At 58.1% G+C, this 20,048-nt stretch carries 22 protein-coding genes; 9 read left to right on the forward strand and 13 right to left on the reverse strand.

Annotated elements, in window-relative coordinates:
- Positions 1 to 13 precede the first annotated feature (13 nt).
- Complete coding sequence (locus HMPREF3142_RS00920; protein WP_008807634.1) at positions 14 to 577, reverse strand: hypothetical protein; 564 nt, start codon at positions 575 to 577, stop codon at positions 14 to 16.
- A gap of 158 nt (positions 578 to 735) precedes the next feature.
- On the opposite strand from HMPREF3142_RS00920, the gene HMPREF3142_RS00925 reads away from it, so the two are divergent.
- Positions 736 to 1,218: a glutathione peroxidase gene (locus HMPREF3142_RS00925; protein WP_070611387.1), complete on the forward strand. Its 483-nt coding sequence runs from the start codon at positions 736 to 738 to the stop codon at positions 1,216 to 1,218.
- Positions 1,219 to 1,339: 121 nt separating this feature from the next.
- Here the strand turns inward: HMPREF3142_RS00925 and HMPREF3142_RS00930 are convergent, their stop codons facing one another.
- On the reverse strand, positions 1,340 to 1,651 hold the full coding sequence (locus HMPREF3142_RS00930; RefSeq protein ID WP_012968478.1) for a hypothetical protein: 312 nt from the start codon (positions 1,649 to 1,651) through the stop codon (positions 1,340 to 1,342).
- Between the two features lie 105 nt (positions 1,652 to 1,756).
- Entirely contained in the window at positions 1,757 to 2,644 is an 888-nt protein-coding gene (locus HMPREF3142_RS00935) for a LysR family transcriptional regulator (RefSeq protein ID WP_070611389.1), read from the reverse strand.
- A 97-nt stretch (positions 2,645 to 2,741) separates the two neighbouring features.
- On the opposite strand from HMPREF3142_RS00935, the gene HMPREF3142_RS00940 reads away from it, so the two are divergent.
- Positions 2,742 to 3,794, forward strand: coding sequence for an SDR family oxidoreductase (locus HMPREF3142_RS00940; protein WP_023322408.1), 1,053 nt, complete (start codon positions 2,742 to 2,744; stop codon positions 3,792 to 3,794).
- A gap of 9 nt (positions 3,795 to 3,803) precedes the next feature.
- On the opposite strand, the gene HMPREF3142_RS00945 is transcribed toward HMPREF3142_RS00940, so the two are convergent.
- Positions 3,804 to 4,685, reverse strand: coding sequence for a LysR family transcriptional regulator (locus tag HMPREF3142_RS00945; protein ID WP_008807639.1), 882 nt, complete (start codon positions 4,683 to 4,685; stop codon positions 3,804 to 3,806).
- A gap of 175 nt (positions 4,686 to 4,860) precedes the next feature.
- Here HMPREF3142_RS00945 and HMPREF3142_RS00950 point away from each other — a divergent pair, with 175 nt between their 5' ends.
- Entirely contained in the window at positions 4,861 to 6,051 is a 1,191-nt protein-coding gene (locus HMPREF3142_RS00950; protein ID WP_023322407.1) for an MFS transporter, read from the forward strand.
- Here the strand turns inward: HMPREF3142_RS00950 and HMPREF3142_RS00955 are convergent.
- From HMPREF3142_RS00955 to HMPREF3142_RS00985, 7 genes are all read right to left on the reverse strand, one after another.
- Positions 6,048 to 7,064: a C45 family autoproteolytic acyltransferase/hydolase gene (locus tag HMPREF3142_RS00955; protein WP_016160731.1), complete on the reverse strand. Its 1,017-nt coding sequence runs from the start codon at positions 7,062 to 7,064 to the stop codon at positions 6,048 to 6,050. The two genes, HMPREF3142_RS00950 and HMPREF3142_RS00955, sit on opposite strands and share 4 nt — an antisense overlap.
- A 21-nt stretch (positions 7,065 to 7,085) precedes the next feature.
- On the reverse strand, positions 7,086 to 7,808 hold the full coding sequence (gene glnQ / locus HMPREF3142_RS00960) for a glutamine ABC transporter ATP-binding protein GlnQ (protein WP_012542105.1): 723 nt from the start codon (positions 7,806 to 7,808) through the stop codon (positions 7,086 to 7,088).
- Positions 7,809 to 7,810: 2 nt separating this feature from the next.
- Positions 7,811 to 8,467: a glutamine ABC transporter permease GlnP gene (glnP, locus tag HMPREF3142_RS00965; RefSeq protein ID WP_012542106.1), complete on the reverse strand. Its 657-nt coding sequence runs from the start codon at positions 8,465 to 8,467 to the stop codon at positions 7,811 to 7,813.
- Between the two features lie 51 nt (positions 8,468 to 8,518).
- Positions 8,519 to 9,271: a glutamine ABC transporter substrate-binding protein GlnH gene (glnH, locus tag HMPREF3142_RS00970; RefSeq protein WP_070611391.1), complete on the reverse strand. Its 753-nt coding sequence runs from the start codon at positions 9,269 to 9,271 to the stop codon at positions 8,519 to 8,521.
- A gap of 127 nt (positions 9,272 to 9,398) precedes the next feature.
- Complete coding sequence (locus tag HMPREF3142_RS00975; protein ID WP_023297420.1) at positions 9,399 to 9,953, reverse strand: carboxymuconolactone decarboxylase family protein; 555 nt, start codon at positions 9,951 to 9,953, stop codon at positions 9,399 to 9,401.
- A complete protein-coding gene (locus HMPREF3142_RS00980; protein ID WP_016160729.1) occupies positions 9,950 to 11,278 on the reverse strand; it encodes an aspartate aminotransferase family protein in 1,329 nt (442 codons plus the stop codon). The genes HMPREF3142_RS00975 and HMPREF3142_RS00980 overlap by 4 nt, the downstream gene beginning before the upstream one ends.
- A gap of 128 nt (positions 11,279 to 11,406) precedes the next feature.
- Positions 11,407 to 12,264 (reverse strand): MurR/RpiR family transcriptional regulator, encoded by an 858-nt coding sequence (locus HMPREF3142_RS00985; protein WP_008807647.1) that lies wholly within the window; start codon positions 12,262 to 12,264, stop codon positions 11,407 to 11,409.
- 226 nt (positions 12,265 to 12,490) lie between these two features.
- Here HMPREF3142_RS00985 and HMPREF3142_RS00990 point away from each other — a divergent pair, with 226 nt between their 5' ends.
- Positions 12,491 to 13,498, forward strand: coding sequence for an AraC family transcriptional regulator (locus HMPREF3142_RS00990; RefSeq protein WP_016160728.1), 1,008 nt, complete (start codon positions 12,491 to 12,493; stop codon positions 13,496 to 13,498).
- A gap of 102 nt (positions 13,499 to 13,600) precedes the next feature.
- Positions 13,601 to 14,431, forward strand: a complete 831-nt coding sequence (locus HMPREF3142_RS00995) for an oxidoreductase (protein WP_012968487.1) — start codon at positions 13,601 to 13,603, stop codon at positions 14,429 to 14,431.
- Between the two features lie 13 nt (positions 14,432 to 14,444).
- On the opposite strand, the gene HMPREF3142_RS01000 is transcribed toward HMPREF3142_RS00995, so the two are convergent.
- Positions 14,445 to 15,380, reverse strand: coding sequence for a LysR family transcriptional regulator (locus HMPREF3142_RS01000; RefSeq protein ID WP_012542109.1), 936 nt, complete (start codon positions 15,378 to 15,380; stop codon positions 14,445 to 14,447).
- 100 nt (positions 15,381 to 15,480) lie between these two features.
- On the opposite strand from HMPREF3142_RS01000, the gene HMPREF3142_RS01005 reads away from it, so the two are divergent.
- Together HMPREF3142_RS01005 and HMPREF3142_RS01010 are read left to right on the forward strand one after the other, a co-directional pair.
- A complete protein-coding gene (locus tag HMPREF3142_RS01005; protein ID WP_070611393.1) occupies positions 15,481 to 16,590 on the forward strand; it encodes an alkene reductase in 1,110 nt (369 codons plus the stop codon).
- 2 nt (positions 16,591 to 16,592) lie between these two features.
- A complete protein-coding gene (locus HMPREF3142_RS01010) occupies positions 16,593 to 17,186 on the forward strand; it encodes an ester cyclase (RefSeq protein WP_070611395.1) in 594 nt (197 codons plus the stop codon).
- Positions 17,187 to 17,276: 90 nt separating this feature from the next.
- Here the strand turns inward: HMPREF3142_RS01010 and HMPREF3142_RS01015 are convergent, their stop codons facing one another.
- The gene (locus HMPREF3142_RS01015; RefSeq protein ID WP_008807653.1) at positions 17,277 to 18,026 is read right to left on the reverse strand and encodes an SDR family oxidoreductase; all 750 of its coding nucleotides are present in this window, start codon (positions 18,024 to 18,026) and stop codon (positions 17,277 to 17,279) included.
- 167 nt (positions 18,027 to 18,193) lie between these two features.
- Between HMPREF3142_RS01015 and HMPREF3142_RS01020 the strand changes: the two genes are divergently transcribed.
- Both HMPREF3142_RS01020 and HMPREF3142_RS27175 read left to right on the forward strand, forming a co-directional pair.
- Positions 18,194 to 19,099 carry a LysR family transcriptional regulator gene (locus tag HMPREF3142_RS01020; protein ID WP_023322401.1) on the forward strand — a complete coding sequence of 302 codons (906 nt, stop codon included), beginning with the start codon at positions 18,194 to 18,196 and terminating at the stop codon, positions 19,097 to 19,099.
- Positions 19,100 to 19,538: 439 nt separating this feature from the next.
- Positions 19,539 to 19,745 (forward strand): hypothetical protein, encoded by a 207-nt coding sequence (locus HMPREF3142_RS27175; RefSeq protein WP_224224395.1) that lies wholly within the window; start codon positions 19,539 to 19,541, stop codon positions 19,743 to 19,745.
- Positions 19,746 to 20,048: the final 303 nt, after the last annotated feature.

Consider the following 20,048-nt stretch of genomic DNA (forward strand, 5'->3'; position numbering starts at 1 on the left):
CTGGCTGTTTTCCTCAGACACAAGGCCCGATGGCACATCCATACATCATGTAAAATGGAAACAACGGGGCCATGGCGACGGCGCCAAGCGAGCTAATCGTTTTGGTCTTATCATTGATTGATACCACAACGGGGTGCGCTAACTGGTAGGCGGCGGCCAGATCTGACGCGTCCGATGCAGTCCAAAATCCTGTCGCTTTAAACAACACCCCGAGGCGATCGTTATCAATTTGCACCGCATGATACTGATTCACCAGCTCGCTATGCTGCCCGGCATCCAGTTTGCGCTGATCCATCACCACCAGATATTCCGCCGTCACCTCATGTTGTTCCACGACAAAGTTAACCCGCACGCCGGAAGCCTGTTGATGAAAGCGTTCATAAAAGGTCTTATAACGCTGATATTCCTGAGGCACACCGTCACGGACAAAGCGGTAACTGTATTTCGCTGAGCTGGCGACAATACCGGACTCTGTGGGTTTCATCGCCACAATGGTATCCCGAGGCGGCAAGTTTGGCGTGCTGGTACATCCTGCGAGTATCGCCACCACCACCAGCGATAAGACATATTTCATCATTTTCAGCCGTTCCTGTTTGCGATTTTCTCTATGACATCTGGCGTTTTTTTAACACTCCAGGTACAAATCCCTAACCCTGTGTATCATAACTGCCTAATCTGCTTCAAACATTCGCGCGATCGTCAGCGTTGAACTGTTTCTACTCTCAGGAGCCTGCTATGACCCCTTTTTATCAATTGGCGGCTACCCGCCTGCGCGGCCAGCCCCTCTCAATGTCTGACTATGCTGGCAAGGTGGTTCTGGTGGTGAATACGGCCAGCCATTGTGGCTTCACACCGCAATACGCTGGCCTGGAAGCGCTCTACAAAAAGTACGCGGCTCAGGGGCTGGTAGTGCTTGGTTTCCCGTGCAACCAGTTTGGTAAGCAGGAACCCGGCGGTGCGGATGAAATCGAGCAGACCTGTCACGTTAACTACGGCGTGAGCTTCCCGATGTTTGAGAAAGTGGACGTCAACGGCCCCGCCGCACACCCGCTGTTTCGTTATCTGAAACAAGCGTTGCCCGGCGTGCTCGGCGGACGGATCAAGTGGAATTTCACCAAGTTCCTCATCGCTCGCGACGGCACACCCCTCGCGCGTTTTGCGCCGTTGACGACGCCGGAGAAAATGGAGGCCTCCATTGTCGCGGCCCTCACGCGCTGAGTGTTCCCGTCATGCCATGTTCACCCAGCGGCGGCTGGCTGCCCATACAAGGTAGACGTCGCTCTCACGCGGCCAGCAACCGTCTGTTGCTGGCCGATCTTACACCTGCCCGGTCATCAGCCTACAGTGGCGACACGGCCTCAACTTCATGCTGAAACACGTAGGGGTCGGAGAGGAGTTCGAATGCGTCGTCGTCCGGATAAGTGACCGCGACGTGATAGTCTTCGCCTGCGAAGGCTTTGACCGCCGCAAGATCCTGCCAGTAGGTGGCGAGAAAAAAATGCGCCCATTCGCCCTGGTTTTCCTGGCGCACCAGCGCGCCTCTGTTACCGGGGATACCCCGGGCGTGATCCACGCCGGTCTGCTCAAGGTGGCGGGCAAACCCCTCGGCATGTTGCAATGGCACACAGCCGTGCCAGGTCCTGACAATCATTTGCGTTCTCCTGTGGTGATAAACGTCTCACCTTAACATCAGAAACCACCTGCAGGGGAGCGGCACGATACCGCGCACGGTTCTGAATGGGGGAGCGCCTTACCCTCAGCTCCCCACAGCGAGCTCAGGCAGTCGCGCCTCAATCAAGGCGATCACGCTTCTGACCCGCGGCGGAATAAAACGGGCATCGGGATAGACGGCATACAGGAAACGGTCCGGTAATCGCCAGTCAGACAGGATCGGCACCAGCCTTCCAGCCCTGAGTGCCCTGGCCGCCAGCGGTCGCTGCATCCCTCCGATGCCGATACCGGATTCCAGCGCCTGCAACAGCGCATCGCTGGTGTTGGCCCGAAAAACGGTCTTAACTTGCACGTCTCTCGTCTCGTCTGCGGAAATTATCCGCAGCGGAGCATCAAGCGGGAGGCCGCTAAACCGAACGTGTGGATACTCCGCCAGGTCGTCCACGGACTGGACGGCGTAATGACCTGGTGCCGCAAAGAGCGCCGTTTCAATCCGCGCCAGAACCCGCGCAGCATGGGATGGCGGCGGCTCATGGCCGAGACGCAGCGCCACATCCACCCCTTCGGTAACCAGATCGGCGATCCGATCGTCGAGCGACAGCATCAGGTGCAGTTCAGGATACTGTTTCTGCAGCGCCAGCAGATGCGGCAGCAGAAGACTGCCGAGACCGCTTGGCAGCTGGACATGCACTCGTCCCTGAAACTGAGGCTCCGCCGGGTTGAGCCGCCTTTCCGCCTCCTGCATGGCGTTCAGCACCCGCTGCATATCACGCCGGTAATGCACCCCCTGCTCGGTAAGCATCATGGCCCGCGTCGTACGATGGAGTAACACCACGCCAAGCTCCTGTTCGAGCGCGGCGATCTGCTGACTGACGGCAGATTGCTTCATCCCGAGCTGCCGGGCGGCTGCGGAAAATGAGCCGGCTTCGGCAACGCGCAGAAAGGTGGCGATGGCGGTGAGCTTATTATTCATTTCATGATTCTGCTGATAAGTGTCATCCGTTTCATGGGATAGGTGGCAAAAAAATAATCTAGCACACTGTGTCGGTCACCTTCCCAGGAGAAACACCATGAACAAGACATCCTCTCAGGTCGCACTGGTCGCTGGCAGCAGCGGCATCGTTGGCCGCCAGCTGGTCAACACCCTGTTACATCGTGGATGGGAGGTTATCGGCCTCAGCCACCGCGCCCTGTCGCAACCGGGGGCGATCCCGATGATTCACGTCGATTTACGCGATGCCCGGCACAGTGCGCAAGCGCTCCAGCCGCTGTCCACCGTGACCCACATTTTTTACAGTGCCTGGATGAATGCCGGAAACTGGAGCGAGATGGTGGAGCCGAACGTTAGCATGCTGCGTAATCTGGTCAGCCACGTCGAACAAAACGCCCCGCTGCAGGCGGTCAGCCTGATGCAGGGGTATAAAGTGTATGGCGCCCATCTTGGCCCCTTTAAAACCCCGGCGCGGGAAAGCGACCCCGGCGTACCCGGGGCTGAATTTAACGCCGCTCAACTTGCGTGGCTCCGCCACTTTCAACAAGGCAAAACCTGGCACTGGAGCGCTATCAGGCCCGGCGTGGTGGGCAGCCCGGTGCCGGGTAATGCCATGAATCTTGCGTTGAGCATCGCGCTGTATGCGTCACTGTGCAAAGCCCTGGGTTTACCGCTGCGCTTTCCCGGCACGTTAACCACCTGGCACAGCATTGTCGATCATACTGACGCCGACCTGCTGGCGGAGGCCACGCTGTGGGCCGCCACCTCACCGGCGGGGGAAAACGAGGCCTTCAACGTCAATAATGGTGATATCTGGCGCTGGTGCGAGCTGTGGCCGCGCATCGCGCAGTGGTTTGAACTGGAATGCGCCCCGCCCGTCAGGCTCTCATTTCATCAGCTATTCAATGACTACCGTGCCGTCTGGCGCGAGCTGGCCGGAGAGCGGCTGGTGGAAGCGGACATTCTGCGTCTGAGCGACGGTCAGTTTGCCGATTTCGTGTTCGGCTGGCAGTACGATATGTTTGGCGATGGCAGTAAACTGCGCCGGGCTGGCTTCCAGCGGATGCAGGCCACAGACGAGATGTTTTTCAGCCTGTTTTCGCAGCTGAGAACGGCGCGGGTGATCCCCTGAGCGTTAGCGTCAGGGCAACGCCAGCCGGTCTTGATGGTCCGCAAAGAGGGTGATGAGATGGTCGGCGATAACCCGCACGCGTCTGGACCCGGCCAGGTCGGAATGCATCACTAACCATAACGTCTGATCCGCGCCGATCTCCGGCAACAGGCACTGCAGCCCGTTGGCCCGCGCCATAAAGTGCGGCAGGACGCCCAGCCCAAGCCCCGCTGATACCGCGGAAACCTGGGCCACGAGCGTATTGGCTTCGACTTTACACGGTCGCCCTCGTAGGGTGCGCGTGATCCATTGGGCGGCCGGCAGGTGCTGGTGAGTCTCCGGCCACCCCACAAAGTCCGCCTCGCTCAGCGACAGGCCGTCCGCGCCGGCCAGATAGCTGGCGGCGCCATAGACGCCAAACCCCACCGTCCCCAGCCGCTTTAAGGTCAAATGCCCGGCGTCAGGCTTGACCATGCGGATCGCCAGATCGGCATCCCGACGGTGCAGGTTCACCGGCTGCACGCCGCTCAGCACCTCCACCCGCAGGTCAGGATAGTGGTCCAGGAGCCCTTTCAGGGAGGGCAGAATAAAATGCGTGGCCAGGTTGTCCGAGGTAGCCAGGCGGACAACCCCGGCGACATGCCCCTGCAGTTGCGCCGCCTCGCCGAACGCCAGGCCTGCGTATTCCAGCGCCTCCGCCCGCGCGAGCAGGGCTTCGCCATCGTCGGTCAGGCGATAGCCGCTCTGATGGCGGCTAAAAAGCGGGACTTTCAGCGACTGTTCCAGCCGATCCAGCCTGCGGGACACCGTGGCAATCCCCATGTTCATCTTGTCGGCGGCGCCGCTTAGCGTTCCCGCCCGGGCGATGGCGAGGAATATGCGCGCATCATCCCAGTTAAACTCTGCCGTCATCTCTTTTCCATTTATGGAAAACGGTTCTCCGTTTTCTGCTCTTTTTTATCATTTTCGCAGGGATGATACTGCACGCCACTCGCGGAGACAAACAGGCTATCCGATCGCCGGTTCTCTCCTCACCTGAACGTCCGTGCACCATGCGCGGCTTCCCCCCTCTTAGGATACGCCTGACATGAAAGAGATTGCTTTACCCCTTAACCCAACCCCGGCGCGCGTCTGGATAGCCGTCATTGCGCTCGGGATCTGCGCCTTTTCGATCGTCACCAGCGAACTGGCGCCGGTGGGCATGCTCAGCGCCCTGGCGGCGGATTTTCACCAGACGGAATCCGGTATGGGGCTTGCCGTCACCGCCTACGGCTGGGTGGGCGCCCTGGCGGCCCTGCTTTCCGGCGCGATGCCAGCGCGTATTTCACGCAAGGCGCTGCTGGTCGGGCTGATGCTGACCCTGGCGCTTTCCTGCCTCGCCGCGACCCGGTCTTATTCCATGTTCGCCCTGATGAGCGCCCGCATGATTGGCGCCCTGGCGCATGGCGCCTTCTGGGCCTTAATTGGCATCGTCGCCGCGCAGCTGGTCCCGCCACACCGGCTGGGGCTGGCTACGGCAATCATTTTTGGCGGCGTGTCGGCGGCAAGCGTAGTGGGGGTACCGCTGGCGAGCTTTATCGCCACCCTGGCGGGCTGGCGACACGCGTTTTTGGCGGTGGCCCTGCTGTCACTGGCCGCAGCGGCAGTGCTATGCTCGACGCTGCCCGCGCTGGCCGCGTCCACCCCCGTCAGGCTGGGTGTTTATCGCGATATCTTCCGTAATCCGCTGCTCTGCGGCCTGTATGGCGCCACGGCCTGCATCATTACCGCTCACTTTGCCGCCTTCACCTACGTTGAACCGCTGCTGATAACACTTCAGGGAGTACCGGCGACCGCCCTCTCCGGCCTGCTGCTGTTGTCAGGGGTTTCCGGGCTGGTGGGTAACGTTATCGCGGGTAAGCTTATCGACCGTCATCTGAAGGGGCTGATTTTTGCTTCACTGCTGCTGAGCGGAGGCGCGCTGGCGCTCCTCGGCACCGGACGGCTTGCGCCCCTGCCTTTCTGTTTTAGCGGGCTGCTGTTAGCCCTGTGGGGCGCCGGTATCGCGATCGTGTACGTCGGCTTACAGACCTGGCTGCTGCGCAGCGCAGGCGCGGTCGCCCAGCCGGCGTCAGCCATTTACGTGGCTATTTTTAATGCCGCCATCGGCACCGGGGCGCTTGTCGGCGGCCAGCTGATCGCCACTGCGGGCTTGTCAGGCATGGTGTGGCTGGCGGCGGGGATCATGGCGTGCAGTACGCTGCTGATCGCCCTGCTGAAAGCGCCCTCAGTCGGCTAAAGGCTGCCCTGCAAAACCGCGTTTTCACGATCCAGGGTGAAGACCTGCCATGCGACCCGGGTCGCGCTCAGGGTAAAAATGGCCGTCGCCAGCGTATTTTCGTCATCCGGATCTTCCGCAGACAGCCGGTAAATCGGTAACAGCGGATCCTGCTGGTCGGAGAGCATCGCTTTCGCTGTTACCCCATCCAGCGACGAGTTCGTCGCCAACCACGCGTCCAGGCGCTGCTGGCGTGAGCCGGAGCTCCCGGTCACGATCTGTTCAATGGTCGCAAGCTGGGGATGGATCAGATGGTTGGCATGCCCAAAGGTGGCGGTCAGCTGGCGCACTGAGCTGCCGGAGCCGGTAGCTTCCACGCTAAACAGACGGCTATCGCCCATTTGACCCAGTGTGTGGTGAAACGCGCCCGCGCGCGGTGTCGCGGTCAGCAGGGTAATGGCCTCATCTAACGTGGTGGCATTCAGCGATGCGCGGGCCAGTATCTGGCGCGGCATCCCCTCCGGACGATGCACAGCACGAATATTGTTGACCGTATTGACTATCCCTTTCTCATTCACCGCGAAGGTGTGCCCGCACAGGGAGCCGGGGTAGGCGAAGCTGGTGAAGGCGAGGCCCACATCCGGTGTCACGTGGACGATGGCGCAGTCACCGCGCAGCTGCGGGAAGCCATCTTCATTATGCGCAATAATTAACTCGCCCTCAGCGCTTATCCCCGCCAGGGTAGTGCAGCCATCCGACGTCGAACGCACCAGATCGCCGCGACAGTTCCAGGCAAACACCTCATCCACCGGCGCCTGCAGCCCCTCCGCCATGCCCTCCAGCTCCTGCCAGATCAGCGGAAACTGAGCCTGGACGGTTGCGCGCATGCGCTGGGTTTGCTCCGCCGTTTTCAGGGCGGTTACGGTTTGCCACAGCGCTGTTTGCCTGATTTTAGTATGCCAGGCCTCACGACCAAACGCGCCAAGCTGCTGACCGACCGCATAGGCGGAACCACGGATTGCGATTGTTTTCATATTGTCATCATTCACTTATGTTCAGGATACGTGTTGCAAAAACTCTTGCAGACGCGGATTGCTGCTGGCAGTGAGCAGCACCTCAGGTGAACCATCTTCGGCAATGGTGCCGCCATCAATAAAGATCAACCGGGAAGCCACCTCTCTGGCAAAGCCAATCTCATGGGTCACAATCACCATCGTCATGCCCTCTTCGGCCAGCGAGCGCATGACCTTTAACACCTCATGCCGCAGTTCGGGATCGAGAGCGGATGTTGGCTCATCAAATAACATCATTTTGGGTTTTACCGCCAGGGCACGAGCTATCGCCACGCGTTGCTGCTGTCCCCCCGAGAGCTCTGCCGGATAGTGGTTGGCGCGTTCGCGCAGACCCACGCGGTCCAGCAACGCCAGCGCCTGCTCCCGCGCCGCGGCCTTACTCTGCTTACGCACGCGAACCGGACCAAACATGACATTCTCAAGGGCGGTCAGATGCGGAAATAAATGAAACTGTTGAAACACCATACCGGCTTCGCGGCGAATATCACACTCATTCGCGTGCGGATCCGTAATATGCATGCCCGCCACCAGCAGCGTTCCCGAAGAGATCTCCTCCAGCTTGTTAATGCAGCGCAACAGGGTCGATTTCCCCGAGCCGGACGGGCCAATGATCACCACCACCTCGCCCGCTTCAATCTTTAAATTGATATCGTGCAGCACCTGAGTGGCGCCGAAGTTTTTCGCTACCGCGCTAAATTCAACCATGCTCATAAAATATGGATCCTTTTCTCAAGTTGTTTCAGCAGGAAGCTCAGGCACAATGTCAAAAACAGATAAATCATCGCCACCGCCGTCCACACCTCCAGCGCCCGAAAGTTACCGGCAATAATCTCTTGTCCCTGGCGGGTTAATTCTGCCACGCCAATCACAATAAATAGCGAGGTATCTTTTATACTGATAATCCACTGATTGCCTAATGCCGGGATCATTCGCCGAAAAGCCAGCGGCATAATGACATGTAATAGGGTGCTGCGTGGCGATAACCCCATCGCCAGGCTGGCTTCTTTAAAACCTTTATTGATCGACAGAATCGCGCCCCGGGTGATCTCCGCTATATAAGCGCCGGAGTTAATCACAATGGTGATAATAGCGGCAGGAACCGGGTCAATACGCACCGGCAACACCATCGGCAGGGCGAAGTAGATAAACATCACCTGCACCATGATCGGCGTTCCGCGGATTAATTCCACAAACACCAGCGATACCGTTTTTGATATTGTCCCGCCTAATGCGCGGCAGGTTCCCGCCAGCAAGCCAATGATTAACCCACCTAACAAACCGGACAAAGAGATAATCAGCGTCAGCTGCAAGCCCTGCATCAGCAGCGGTAAAGCATCCCAAATATAGCGACTGTCAAAATTCATCATTCTACCCGTCAAGAAGAAATGAGGTCGGATCGCTCCGACCTGGCAGGGTTATTTCGGCTGTTTAGCAAACCACTTAACGTAAATCTTGTCGTAGGTGCCATCGGCACGCAGGGCCTGCAGAGCCTGGTTCACTTTTGGCGTCAGGCTGCTGTTTTTCTGCATCGCAAAGCCATATTGCTGTGGCAGAATGCTGTCCGTCTCCCCGGTGGATTTGACCTTGCCATTACCCACCGTCTTCACGTAGTAAAGGACATTTGGCGAATCGTGAACGACGGCATCGAGATTGCCGGCCTGAAGGTCAAGGTAGGCGTTATCGATATTCGGAAACTCGATATAATTCGCTTTATATTTGCTTTTCATAAAGCTGGCCGCCGCCGTCCCCTGCTTAAGGCCAACTTTTTTCCCGGTCAAATCACTGAATTTGGCAATGGAATTATCAGTACTTTTCACGGCTATTAACAGGTCGGCATTATAATACCCATCACTGAAATCCACGACCTGTTTACGCGCATCGGTAATGGTTATGCCGGCCATCGCCACGTCCAGATTACGCGACTGCAGTCCGGGGATGAGGCCGCCGAAATCCATCGGCCTTAATTCGTAGCTGATATGCATTTTCTTTGCGATAGCGTCCCACAAATCGATATCAAAGCCGACATATTTATCACCTTGTTTAAATTCAAAAGGGACAAAGGCGGTATCCACGCCCACCGTTATTTTGTCCTGGGCTGCTGTCACAAAACTGGCTGAACAAATAACCAAAGCCAGCGTCAGTTTTAATTTATTAAATAGTCCAGTCATAATTACCCTCAGCGTCAATGAAATGGCATGCAACGAATATCAGCCTGCGATATATATCGCCGGAAGAACCAATAACAACACTTGATATGCAGGGCGCATTATTATGCGCCCGAATGAAAAGGCTAATTTATTCAGAAAATAGAGAGTCGGTGGTATCCGGTACGGGCGTCTGGGCGCTGTTCATCACCATGGAGAGAAAACTGTAATAACCGTTTATCCCAATCAGATCCACCACGCCCTTCTCACCCCATAAATCAACGGCTTGTTGCCAGGTGCTATCACTCACCTTTTGCTGCTGATGCAGTTGCTGACAGAAGTCATAGATCACCTGCTCATCGGGCCGGAGATCGTCTGGCGGGCGCCGTTGCTTAATCGCCCGCACCGCCGCGGCAGAGATGCCCTTCTCACGTGCTATTGGCGCATGGATCGCCCACTCTACCGGCTGTGACCAGTGCCGTGCTGTCAGCAAAATCGCCAGTTCAGAAAGACGCTGACCCAGCGCGCTGCGATAACGTAAATACTCCCCCATACGCTGGGCATGCGCCATCAGCTCGGGACTACGTAACAGCGGCTCAAAAGGCGGCAGTAAGGCGCCGCGCGGCCCATTGATGATCTCTTCCGCTAACTGACGTTGCTGCTCGTCCCATTCCTGTTCCGCCAGGGGCGGTAAACGATTGATCATAATTTTCCCGTCTCTTCGCGGATCACGCTGTTCAGCGTATCGACCACAAAGTCGATCTGCGCCGGGGTGATGATAAACGGCGGCGCGATCAGGATGTGATCGCCATACTGACCATCGATCGTGCCGCCCATGGGGTAGACCATCAACCCACGCGCCATACAATTTGCTTTGATCGCAGCATGCAGCTTCAGGGCAGGATCGAACGGGGTTTTGTTGTCTTTATCGCGCACCAGCTCGACGCCGGCAAACAGGCCGCGTCCGCGCGTATCGCCGACATGCGGTAACTCACCCAGCACCTCGCGCAGGGCCTGTTGCAGATAGGCGCCCTGCTGCTTGACGGCAGCCAGTAAATTATCGCGCGCAATCACCTGCTGCACCGCCAGAGCTGCCGACGCGGCGGTAGCATGACAAATGTAAGTGTGGCCATGCTGGAACAACCCGCTGCCCGCCTTCAGCGCGGAAACAATGGTCTCACTCGCCAGTACCGCCCCAATCGGCTGATAACCCCCGCCGAGTCCCTTGGCGATGGTTACTAAATCAGGCACCACGTCGTCTTGTTCAAACGCGTGCAGCGTCCCGGTACGCCCCATACCGCACATCACCTCATCGGCGATATAGAGGATGCCGTATTTATCGCACAGGCGGCGCACCCCCTTCAGATAGCCCGGCGTCGGCGGCGTGGCCCCCGTCGTCGCCCCCACCACGGTTTCCGCACAGAAACCGATAATCGTTTCCGGGCCGGCCTCAAGGATGGCTTGCTCCAGCTCATTAAGCAGACGTTCGGTATACTGTTGCTGGGTCTCGTCAGCCCGGCGATCGCGGTACTCATTGCAGGCTGAGACGCGGATAACATCCATTAATAAGGGGGCAAACTGGCGACGGCGCCATTCGTTACCGCCCACCGCCAGCGCGCCCAGCGTATTGCCGTGATAGCTCTGTTTACGGGCGATAAATCGGGTGCGCGATGGCTGGCCGATCTCCACAAAGTACTGCCGCGCCATCTTCAGCGCCGTCTCTATTGCCTCGGATCCGCCCGAGACAAAGTAGGCATAGTTAAGCTCGCCGGGCGCCGTGCGGGTGAGATGTTCGGCCAGCTGTTCCACGACATCACTGGTAAAAAAACTGGTATGCGCATAGGCCAGCTGATCGATCTGGCGGTGCATCGCCGCCAGCACATCAGGGTGTGCGTGTCCGAGGCAGGAAACCGCCGCCCCGCCGCAGGCATCAAGATACGGCTTTCCCTGGGCATCAAAGATATAGGCCCCCTGGGCACGTGAGGCCACGATCGGCGTGCTACGCAGGCTGCGGTGAATGACATGACTCATACTGGGTTCTGCTCCTGAATCCGCTACATTAATTGAGCGTATCTTGCAGGATCCATTTGGATCACGTCAACGAAATAAAGATATAAATGCATCCATAATTCTTATACCAGATACATTTGAATCATTTATCAGGATTTACCGGGGATCACATAGACGCCAGAATCGATAAGATAGCGTTCGGCACTTTCAATTTTACTCACCGCCTCCCGGCCGTGGCGCACCACCAGCATCGCCAGTAAACACTCCGCCAGCCCCATGCCGGAGACCACGGAAGGGAAAAATGACGGACTGTCGATGGAAAACAGCAGCGTGCAGTCTGCCGCCTGCGCTAAGGGGGAAACCGGCGAGTCGGTAATGGCGAGGATCTTCGCCCCTGCCTGCCGGGCTGCCCGTAAAACATCCAGTGATTCGCGTGAATAGGGCGCAAAGCTGGTGAGTAAGACGCAATCCCGGTTGGTCAGTTCGCGGGTGAAAACTTCGATATTGCTGGCCAGGCCATCGATTAACGATACCTGCCGGTTGAACAGTCGATAGACATAAAACAGCGACCACGCGATTGGAAAGCTGGCGCGGAATCCGCAGATATAGACATTCTCCGCGCTATCGAGCAAGGTCACCGCCTGCTCCATCTCCTGCGCATTTTCGTTTTGCGTAAAGGTCAGATTCGCCTGATGCGCCTGAAAAACCTCTTTATACAGCTGCGTTTGCGTGCCGCGGGCCATCATTTTTTCCGCTTTTGATACGTACGTATCATTGCGCAGCCCCAGGTCGTCAATGAAATCGCTTTTCAGCTCGCTCCAGCCGCGGTAACCCAGCCGCTGCGCCAGACGCAGCAGCGTCGCCGGTTTTACCCCGGCTTCCGCCGCGAAGGCACGCATCGATAACACCACCAGTTGGCTGGCATTTTGCAGTGAGAACTCGGCGGCGCGTTGCAGCTCGGGCGACAACCCGCCGAATTCATTAATGATTTTTTCCCTGAGATTCATGGCAGCTACTTACTGGTTTTAAGTGAAAGCTATCTAATCATATTTGAGATCAAGACTCTATAGGTGGCTAACGACCCCGCGGGTCACATCCGTTCCCCCTTCTCATTGCTGGCGTGCTTTACTTCAAATATGGCGCAAGAGGAATGTCACTGGCGGGTGGGAAAAGGTATGCTCTTATCAGGGGGCGTTGCACATCAAAGCCCTGTTCACTGCTGGAAATTTCACCATGGCACGCAACCGCACTTTTTCTCTCAATCTCCGTTGGCGAGCGCTGCTCAAAGACGCAGGGATGGAACCTGAACATCTCCTCCGCCAGGCCGGTTTGCCGGACGACACCTTTTCAGACATCAATCGCGGTCTGACTACCGATGAGTATCTGCGTTTCTGGCGCGTGCTGGAAAAAGAAAGCGACGATCAGGCCTTTCCTTTGCCCTTTGTAGAAAGGGTCTCTGCGGAAGTGTTTGATCCCCCGCTGTTCGCCGCCTTGTGTAGTACCCACATGATGCAGGCGGTCCAGCGGCTGGCCAAGTATAAACTGCTTATTGCCCCCATGGCGCTGGAGACGACGGTCGTGCAGAACGGCACGCTGACAGTGTCTCCGCGCTGGCTGGGAGCAACAGAAATCCCTGCCTCTCTGGAAGTGGCAGAGCTGGCATTTTTACTTCGTCTGAACCGACTGGCCACCCGCGAACCGGTTCAGGCCGTGAAAGTAACGCTCTCACAGCCCCTCACCCGCCAGCAGACCCACCACTTTTCAGCCTTCTTCGGCACAACCATACAGCGTGGAAAGCGGGCGACCATCAGCTTTGCCGCCGCTGATGCCCTGCGGCCCTTTTTGACGGTGAACGAGGGTATGTGGCAGGTCTTTGAGCCGGAGCTGCAGCGTCGTCTCAGCCAGCTTAGCGATCAGGCCTCAACGGCTGAACGTGTTCATGCAGTCCTGCTGGAGCTTCTGCCGGGCAACGACGCCTCTATCGACAATACGGCGCAACGTCTGGGAATGAGCAAACGCACCCTGCAGCGCAGGCTGGAGCAGGAGGGAGAGAATTATCGCGCCCTTGTTCACGCTTGTCGCGAAGCGCTGGCTCGCCACTATCTTCTCAATACCACGCTTTCCGGTTATGAGATCGCCTTTCTGCTCGGTTTTGAAGATCCGAATTCCTTCTATCGGGCTTTTATGGCGTGGACCGGCCAGACGCCAGAAACCCTCAGAGACATGATGCGCCTCAACTAAGCGCGCGTCATGGCGCGCTTTGCCAGTATTGTGGCGTACCGTGCCAGCGACACCGCGCCTGACAGCAGGCACACTCAGCGCAGTCTACTTGCCGAGGTGTTTATGTTTATTCAGGAAAAGAAAACCGCGCTGGTCACCGGCGCATCGTCAGGGATGGGGAAAGCCATTGCCCGTCGTCTTATCCAGGAGGGTTACCAGGTTTACGTTGCTGCCCGGCAGCTCGGGAAAATGGACGATCTGGCTTCGCTAGGGGCCCAATGCCTGCAGATGGATCTCTCACGACAGGACGATCGGCTGGCGGTCGTGAACACCATTCTGTCTCAGACCGGAGGGGTCGATGTACTGGTCAATAATGCCGGTTTTGGCCTGTATGGCCCGGTCGAAGAGATCGGCATCGATGAGGCTCGCTACCAGTTTGAGGTCAATCTCTTCGGCGCGGCGCATCTCACGCAACTACTGCTTCCCGCGATGCGCGCCCGCCGTCGCGGATATATTGTCAATATCTCTTCTATGGGCGGGAAGATGTATAGCGTCCTCGGCGCATGGTACCACGCCACCAAACATGCACTTGAGGGGTGGTCAGACTGCCTGCGGCTGGAAGTTGCCGACTTCGGCATCAAGGTGGTTATCATCGAACCTGGAGTGATTGAAACCGGCTTCGGCGATGCGGCCAGTGAAAGTATTGTCAAACGTTCGGCCACAGGACCGTATGGTCAGTTGGTAAAAGGGGTCGCCCTGTCGATCCAAAAAACGTACGGCCATGGCACCGGCAGCGACCCGCAGACGATCGCCGAGGTAGTCCTGGTCGCGGTGAAGGCCTCAAATCCACGCCCCCGTTATGCCGTCGGTAAGTATGCCAAATTGCTTATCCGGATGCGTGTCTGGCTGGGCGACCGTCTTTTCGATCGTATTATCCTCAGCCAGATGCGCTGAGGTCATGTTCTGCTCACCTTCGCCTCGCGCTGGAGGGGGATGACTCTCCCAGCCAGTCGATAAAAAACGCCATAAACGCCGACACCTGTGGCGGCTGCAGCTTTCGCTGGGGAAAGACAAACTGCAGCCCAACCTCCTTGCGGTCTAAGGGGCTGAATCCGGTGAAGCGCTCGGCAAACAGCACCTGAAGCCGTCCCTCCTCGACATCCCTCTTCACATCCCACCATGATTTACCGGCGATCCCCGCCCCGCTGAGCGCCCACTGCCGCAGCAGTGCCCCATCGTCGCAGACCATCGCCGGCGTCACCCGCACCACGCGCTCCTTTCCCGCCTCCTCGAAGCGCCATTCATTCATCACCACACCGTGCCGCTCCAGCGCCAGACAGCGGTGATGGTGCAACTCGTCGAGGGAGGCAGGCGTTCCGTGGGTAGCAAGATAAGCCTCCGAAGCCACCAGCACCCGGTGGTTGGGGCGGATATGGCGGATCGCCAAACTACTGTCTGGCAGGTTACCGACGCGAATACTCATATCCAGCCGGTTGGCGACCAGATCCTCCACGCGCTCCCCTAAGAACACGGAAAACGTGACCTCGGGGTGACGGCGGGAAAAGTCGACGATGGCCGGGCTAAGATACTGTCGGCCAAAGTCGGAGGGGGCGGAAAGACGAATATTGCCGCTCAGCACGCCTTCCTTTTGCGTCAGCAACGATTCGGCATGGCGGGCCTCCTCCAGTACGCGCCGCGCGGCATGATAAAAATCTTCCCCCGCCCTGGTCAGGGTGATAGCGCGCGTGGAACGATGGAACAGGCGGGTCTGGTAACGCTCTTCCATCGCCTTCAGGCGGGCCGTCATGGTGGCCGGTGAGAGCGATAACCGTCTGCCGGCGGCGGAGAGTCCCCCCGCCTCGGCGACAGCCACCAGCAGCGCCATATCTTCCAGCTTGCCCATTTTTCGTATTTCCTGAAAAGTGAATCTGATTTTAGCCTAATTATCAAAATCAGATCCCGACTGTAAAGTGATTTTCATTCCACTCGCAAGGGACACCCGTATGAACAGCCTCTCACTTTTCGATCGTTACCGCATCGGCACGCTGCCGTTGAAAAACCGCATCGTCATGGCTCCCATGACCCGGGCGCGCGCCCTGCAGCCCGGAAATATCCCCTCCGCGCTGATGGCGGAATATTACCGCCAGCGCGCCAGCGCCGGATTGATCGTCACGGAGGCGACGCAAATCTCTCCTGAGGGACAGGGATACTCCTGGACGCCTGGCCTGCATTCCGCTGAGCAGATTGCCGGCTGGCAGCTGACGACCGGGGCCGTTCACCAGGCTGGCGGCGTTATCTTTTCTCAGCTCTGGCACGTGGGGCGGATGTCGCACGCTCGTTTTCATGCGGATGGGCACCCCGTGGCCCCGTCGGCGCTGGCGCCGGACGCCCAGGTCTGGGTGGTGGATGAGCAAGGCCGGGGCCAGATGGTGGACTGCCCACCGCCGCGGGCGCTCTCCCGATCGGATATTCAGCGTATTGTCGCCGATTACCGTCAGGCGGCGCGCAATGCGATAGCGGCGGGGTTTGACGGCGTGGAAGTGCACGGCGGCAATGGCTATCTGATCGACCAGTTCCTGCGGCGTACCGCCAACCAGCGTACTGATGAGTACGGCGGTAGCCTGAGCAACCGGATCCGTTTTGCCCAGGAGGTGCTGACCGCCATCAGCGACGTCATTGGCCGCGAGCGGACGGGCATCCGCCTTTCCCCCTTCATTACCCAGCGCGGGATGAACGACCCGCAGGTGATCGACGCCATCCTTGCCCTGGCGGCCTGGTGCGAACAGCAGGGTATCGCCTTTATCCACCTGGCGGAGGCGGACTGGGACGATGCGCCAGCCGTTCCCCAGCACTTTCGTGACACGCTGCGCGCGAGCTTCAGCGGCACCCTGATCGTGGCCGGCAATTACGATCAGCAAAAGGCGGAACGTATCCTCACCGCCGGTTTCGCCGACCTGGTGGCTTTCGGGCGCCCGTTTATTGCTAATCCTGACCTGCCGCAGCGGCTTCAGCACCGCTGGCCGCTGGTGACCGTCAGCGATCCCGCCACGCTGTTTGGCGGGACAGAGGTGGGCTATACCGACTATCCCTTCTATACGGAGCATAAAGAGTGAAAATGACCCGCAAAATATTACCTGCCAGCCGTAGTTTCACTGTTGTCTGCGCGCAGGCCAGACGCGGCATCACGCTGCGGCGCTGCGCCACCGCGTTGCTGCTTGCCGGGATATCCGGCTCCGCGTTTTCAGCCCCGCAGGGTTTGCTGAAGCCAGCCCAGCTCATCGTTGACAGCGGCCTTCCCCCTGCCACACGCGCCGCCAATGAATATGTCGCCAGGCAATACGCCACGTTCTGGAATACTGGAGATGAAACGCTGGCCCGGGCGGCGCTGGCGGGGAATTTTATCGATAAAACGCCCCCGGAAGGGCGCCGACAAGGGCCGGAAGGCGCGATCCTCGCCTCCAGAGCATTTCGTCAGGCGGTGCCGGATTTACGCTGTGATGTCGAACAAATGATTGTGGCCGGTGACCGGGTGGTCTCACACTTACATTTTCATGGCCACTTTACCGGGACCTTCGGCACCCGGAAGGGTAAGGGACAAAATATCGATTTTATTGCCACCGATATCTATCAGATCAGCGGCGGTAAAATTGCCGCCAACTGGCATATTGAAGATAACCTGACGCTGATGAAACAGCTGGGCGCGCAATAAGCTGCCCACCCGGACGGTGAGTAAGCGATCGCCATAACCACGAGCCGCCCCGGTATCCGCCGGGGCGGCTCGCCTGGCGACAGACTGTGCTTAGATTTGCGCCATTCCGCCGTCGACATAGATCTCTGCGGCGTTAATAAAGCTCGACTCGTCAGACGCTAAAAATACCACCGTCCTGCCAATCTCCTCCGGCTCGCCCAGCCGCCCGAGCGGTACGCTGGCGGCCAGGGCGTCGAACAAGCCCTGGCGGTCCGCCTCCGCAACCAGTCCTCCCAGACCCGGGGTACGCACCGGCCCCGGGCTGACGACATTGATGCGGATCCCGCGATCGTTCACCTCCAGCGCCCAGGAGCGCGCCAGGCTGCGTACCGCCGCTTTACTGGCGCTATAGATGCTGAAGTTCGCCGTCCCTTTGACTGCCGCCGTAGAGCCGGTCAAAATCACCGAGGCGCCGTCGGTGAGCAGCGGCAGCGCTTTCTGGACGGTGAACACCACCCCGCGCACGTTGGTGGCGAATATCCGCTCGATGTGCGCTTCGGTGATGGCGCTGAGTGGCAGCATATCCCCGCCGCCAGCATTGGCGAACAGCACATCCAGGCGGCCGGACTCGTCGGCAATGGTCGCAAATACCGCGTCAAGGTCGCTTAACACGGCGGCGTCGGCGCGGATCCCGCGGGCGGCGGGCCCGATGAATCTTACCGCCGCATCCAGCTCCTCCTGTCGGCGGCCGGTGATATACACCTTCGCGCCCTGCTCCGCCAGCGCTTTCGCCGACGCCAGGCCAATCCCGGTGCTGCCGCCGGTCACTAACGCCACTTTATCCGCAAGTTTTTTGCTCATGGTGCATTTCCTTGGTTAGAGTATAAACAGGCCAGGCTCGCGAAAGCGCCCCGCCGGGTATGGAAAGCACTGTAATCGCCTCAAAGAGGCGGAAAAATGGCCTAATCTGAAAAACACTTTTCCCCTCCGTGGATAATGGACGCCCGCTAACCAGGATACTGCGAATAATGGACCGATTTTCAGCCCTCAAAGCCTTCACCCGCGTTGTCGAAGCCGGCAGCTTTACCCGCGCCGCGGACTCGCTGGATATGCCCAACGCCACGCTCAGCAAAACCATCAAGCAACTGGAAGCGCACCTGGGGGTTTCCCTCCTGCAGCGCACCACCCGGCGTATTACCGTGACGCCGGAAGGACGGGAGTACTATGAAAAAGCTCGCTGCCTGCTGGAAGACCTGGAAGAGATCGACGCCTCCTTCAATACCGCCCACAATAAGCCGAAGGGCCATCTACGGATCGCCATCGGTGGGTCGACCGCGTGCGATGTGCTGATCCCGCTGCTGGCGGACTTTATGACCGCCTGGCCGGATATCCGTATTGATTTGCAGGTGGCCGATAAACCCGCGGACCTCATCAGCGGCAATATTGACTGCGCCATCCGCGGCGGGCCGATGGATGACTCGACGCTGATCGCCCGTAAAATCGGCGAGGCGACGCTGGTCACCTGCGCCACCCCTGGCTATCTTCAGCGCTGCGGCACGCCCGCCTCGCCGGATGAACTCCATCATGGCCACCAGCTCATCAGCTATCTGTCGCCGGCCAGCGGCAGAGCGTTTCCGTTTCGCTTTACGCGTCACGGCGTCAGTACCGAGCTCAAGACAGAGCCCCATCTCGGCATCAATGAGAGCAACGCGCATATTGCCGCCGGCGAGGCGGGCTTAGGCATTGTGCAAACCTTTACCTATTCGCTAAAACCCGCGCTGGCAAGCGGCAAGCTGGTGGAGATCCTCAGCGCCTGGCGCCCGGCCCCCTATCCCTTTCACGTCGTCTATGCCCGGCACCGGCACGTGCCGCCCCGGCTCCGCGTCTTTATTGAATGGCTGGCGGCGGTTTTTCCGGCTGCGGTGCAGGGATAAAGCGCGTTATCTGACGCAGCGCCGAGGGTGGTCCACAATTGAACGCACTGACCGCTATTTTTCCTTTTCACGACCGTCCGAAAAACACCAATGATTAAATCTACGATTTGATGTTTCTACACAAAATATAAACGAAGATTTAAATTGATATGAATGGGTTGACAATAACATTGGCTATGGGTAGATTTCATGGGCCTAAGTTGTGGCCTTTCCTAATCTGACATAAGAGACTAATGGATACTGAATTTAGTAGCGGTCCGAATATGGCCTTAACGGTTATTCGGACAAGTAAACATAAAATCGATTGTGATCACTTCTTCGTTTTGGTGTGTCTCGCCGGAGCCTGATGCTCTCGTGTTGTCCCACCTCGACCAGAGTTTTCACGGTCCCGAGGTGTGTTATGAACTTCAAATCTACCCTTTTTCCTGGTGTCAAAACCATGACATCAACGCTGCGTGTCCGGCCGCCCCGCGATCGGGTGTCGTCTGCGCGTAAAAAACAGCAAAGTTCTATATTCTCTTCGAAAATCAGCGAGTTGAATCAACGCATTACTAACTGGCGCGTCAGTCCTGTCACCGGCCAGCTGGAGCGTCGTTGCCGCTTCTCTGATGGCGAAGACCCACAAAGTCGCCCCTTCGTCGCCTGATTCAGCCGTTACGCCGTAGGCCGTGTTTGCGCGCTATGCCGCAGCCCGTTTTCGTGCGTCACGCTGAGTTAAGTCACTGCTGGTACCTGTTTATTCACTGATGTATTCATACTTGTACATCGGCAGGAATAATCACGTCCAAATAAAACAAAATATAAACTTCACGCCTGTTTATTTTTTTAATAATAAACAGCGGGAAGCCCTGTGCGAAATTAATTAAAACCGATCGCTGATGCGACATCGGGCTATTTTCGGCCGCCCTTAATCCGGGTCTTACCGTAAAAAGCCTGCTGCCGCCCGGCG

This window comes from Klebsiella sp. HMSC16C06 (assembly GCF_001808325.1).
GTDB classification, from domain to species: domain Bacteria; phylum Pseudomonadota; class Gammaproteobacteria; order Enterobacterales; family Enterobacteriaceae; genus Klebsiella; species Klebsiella variicola.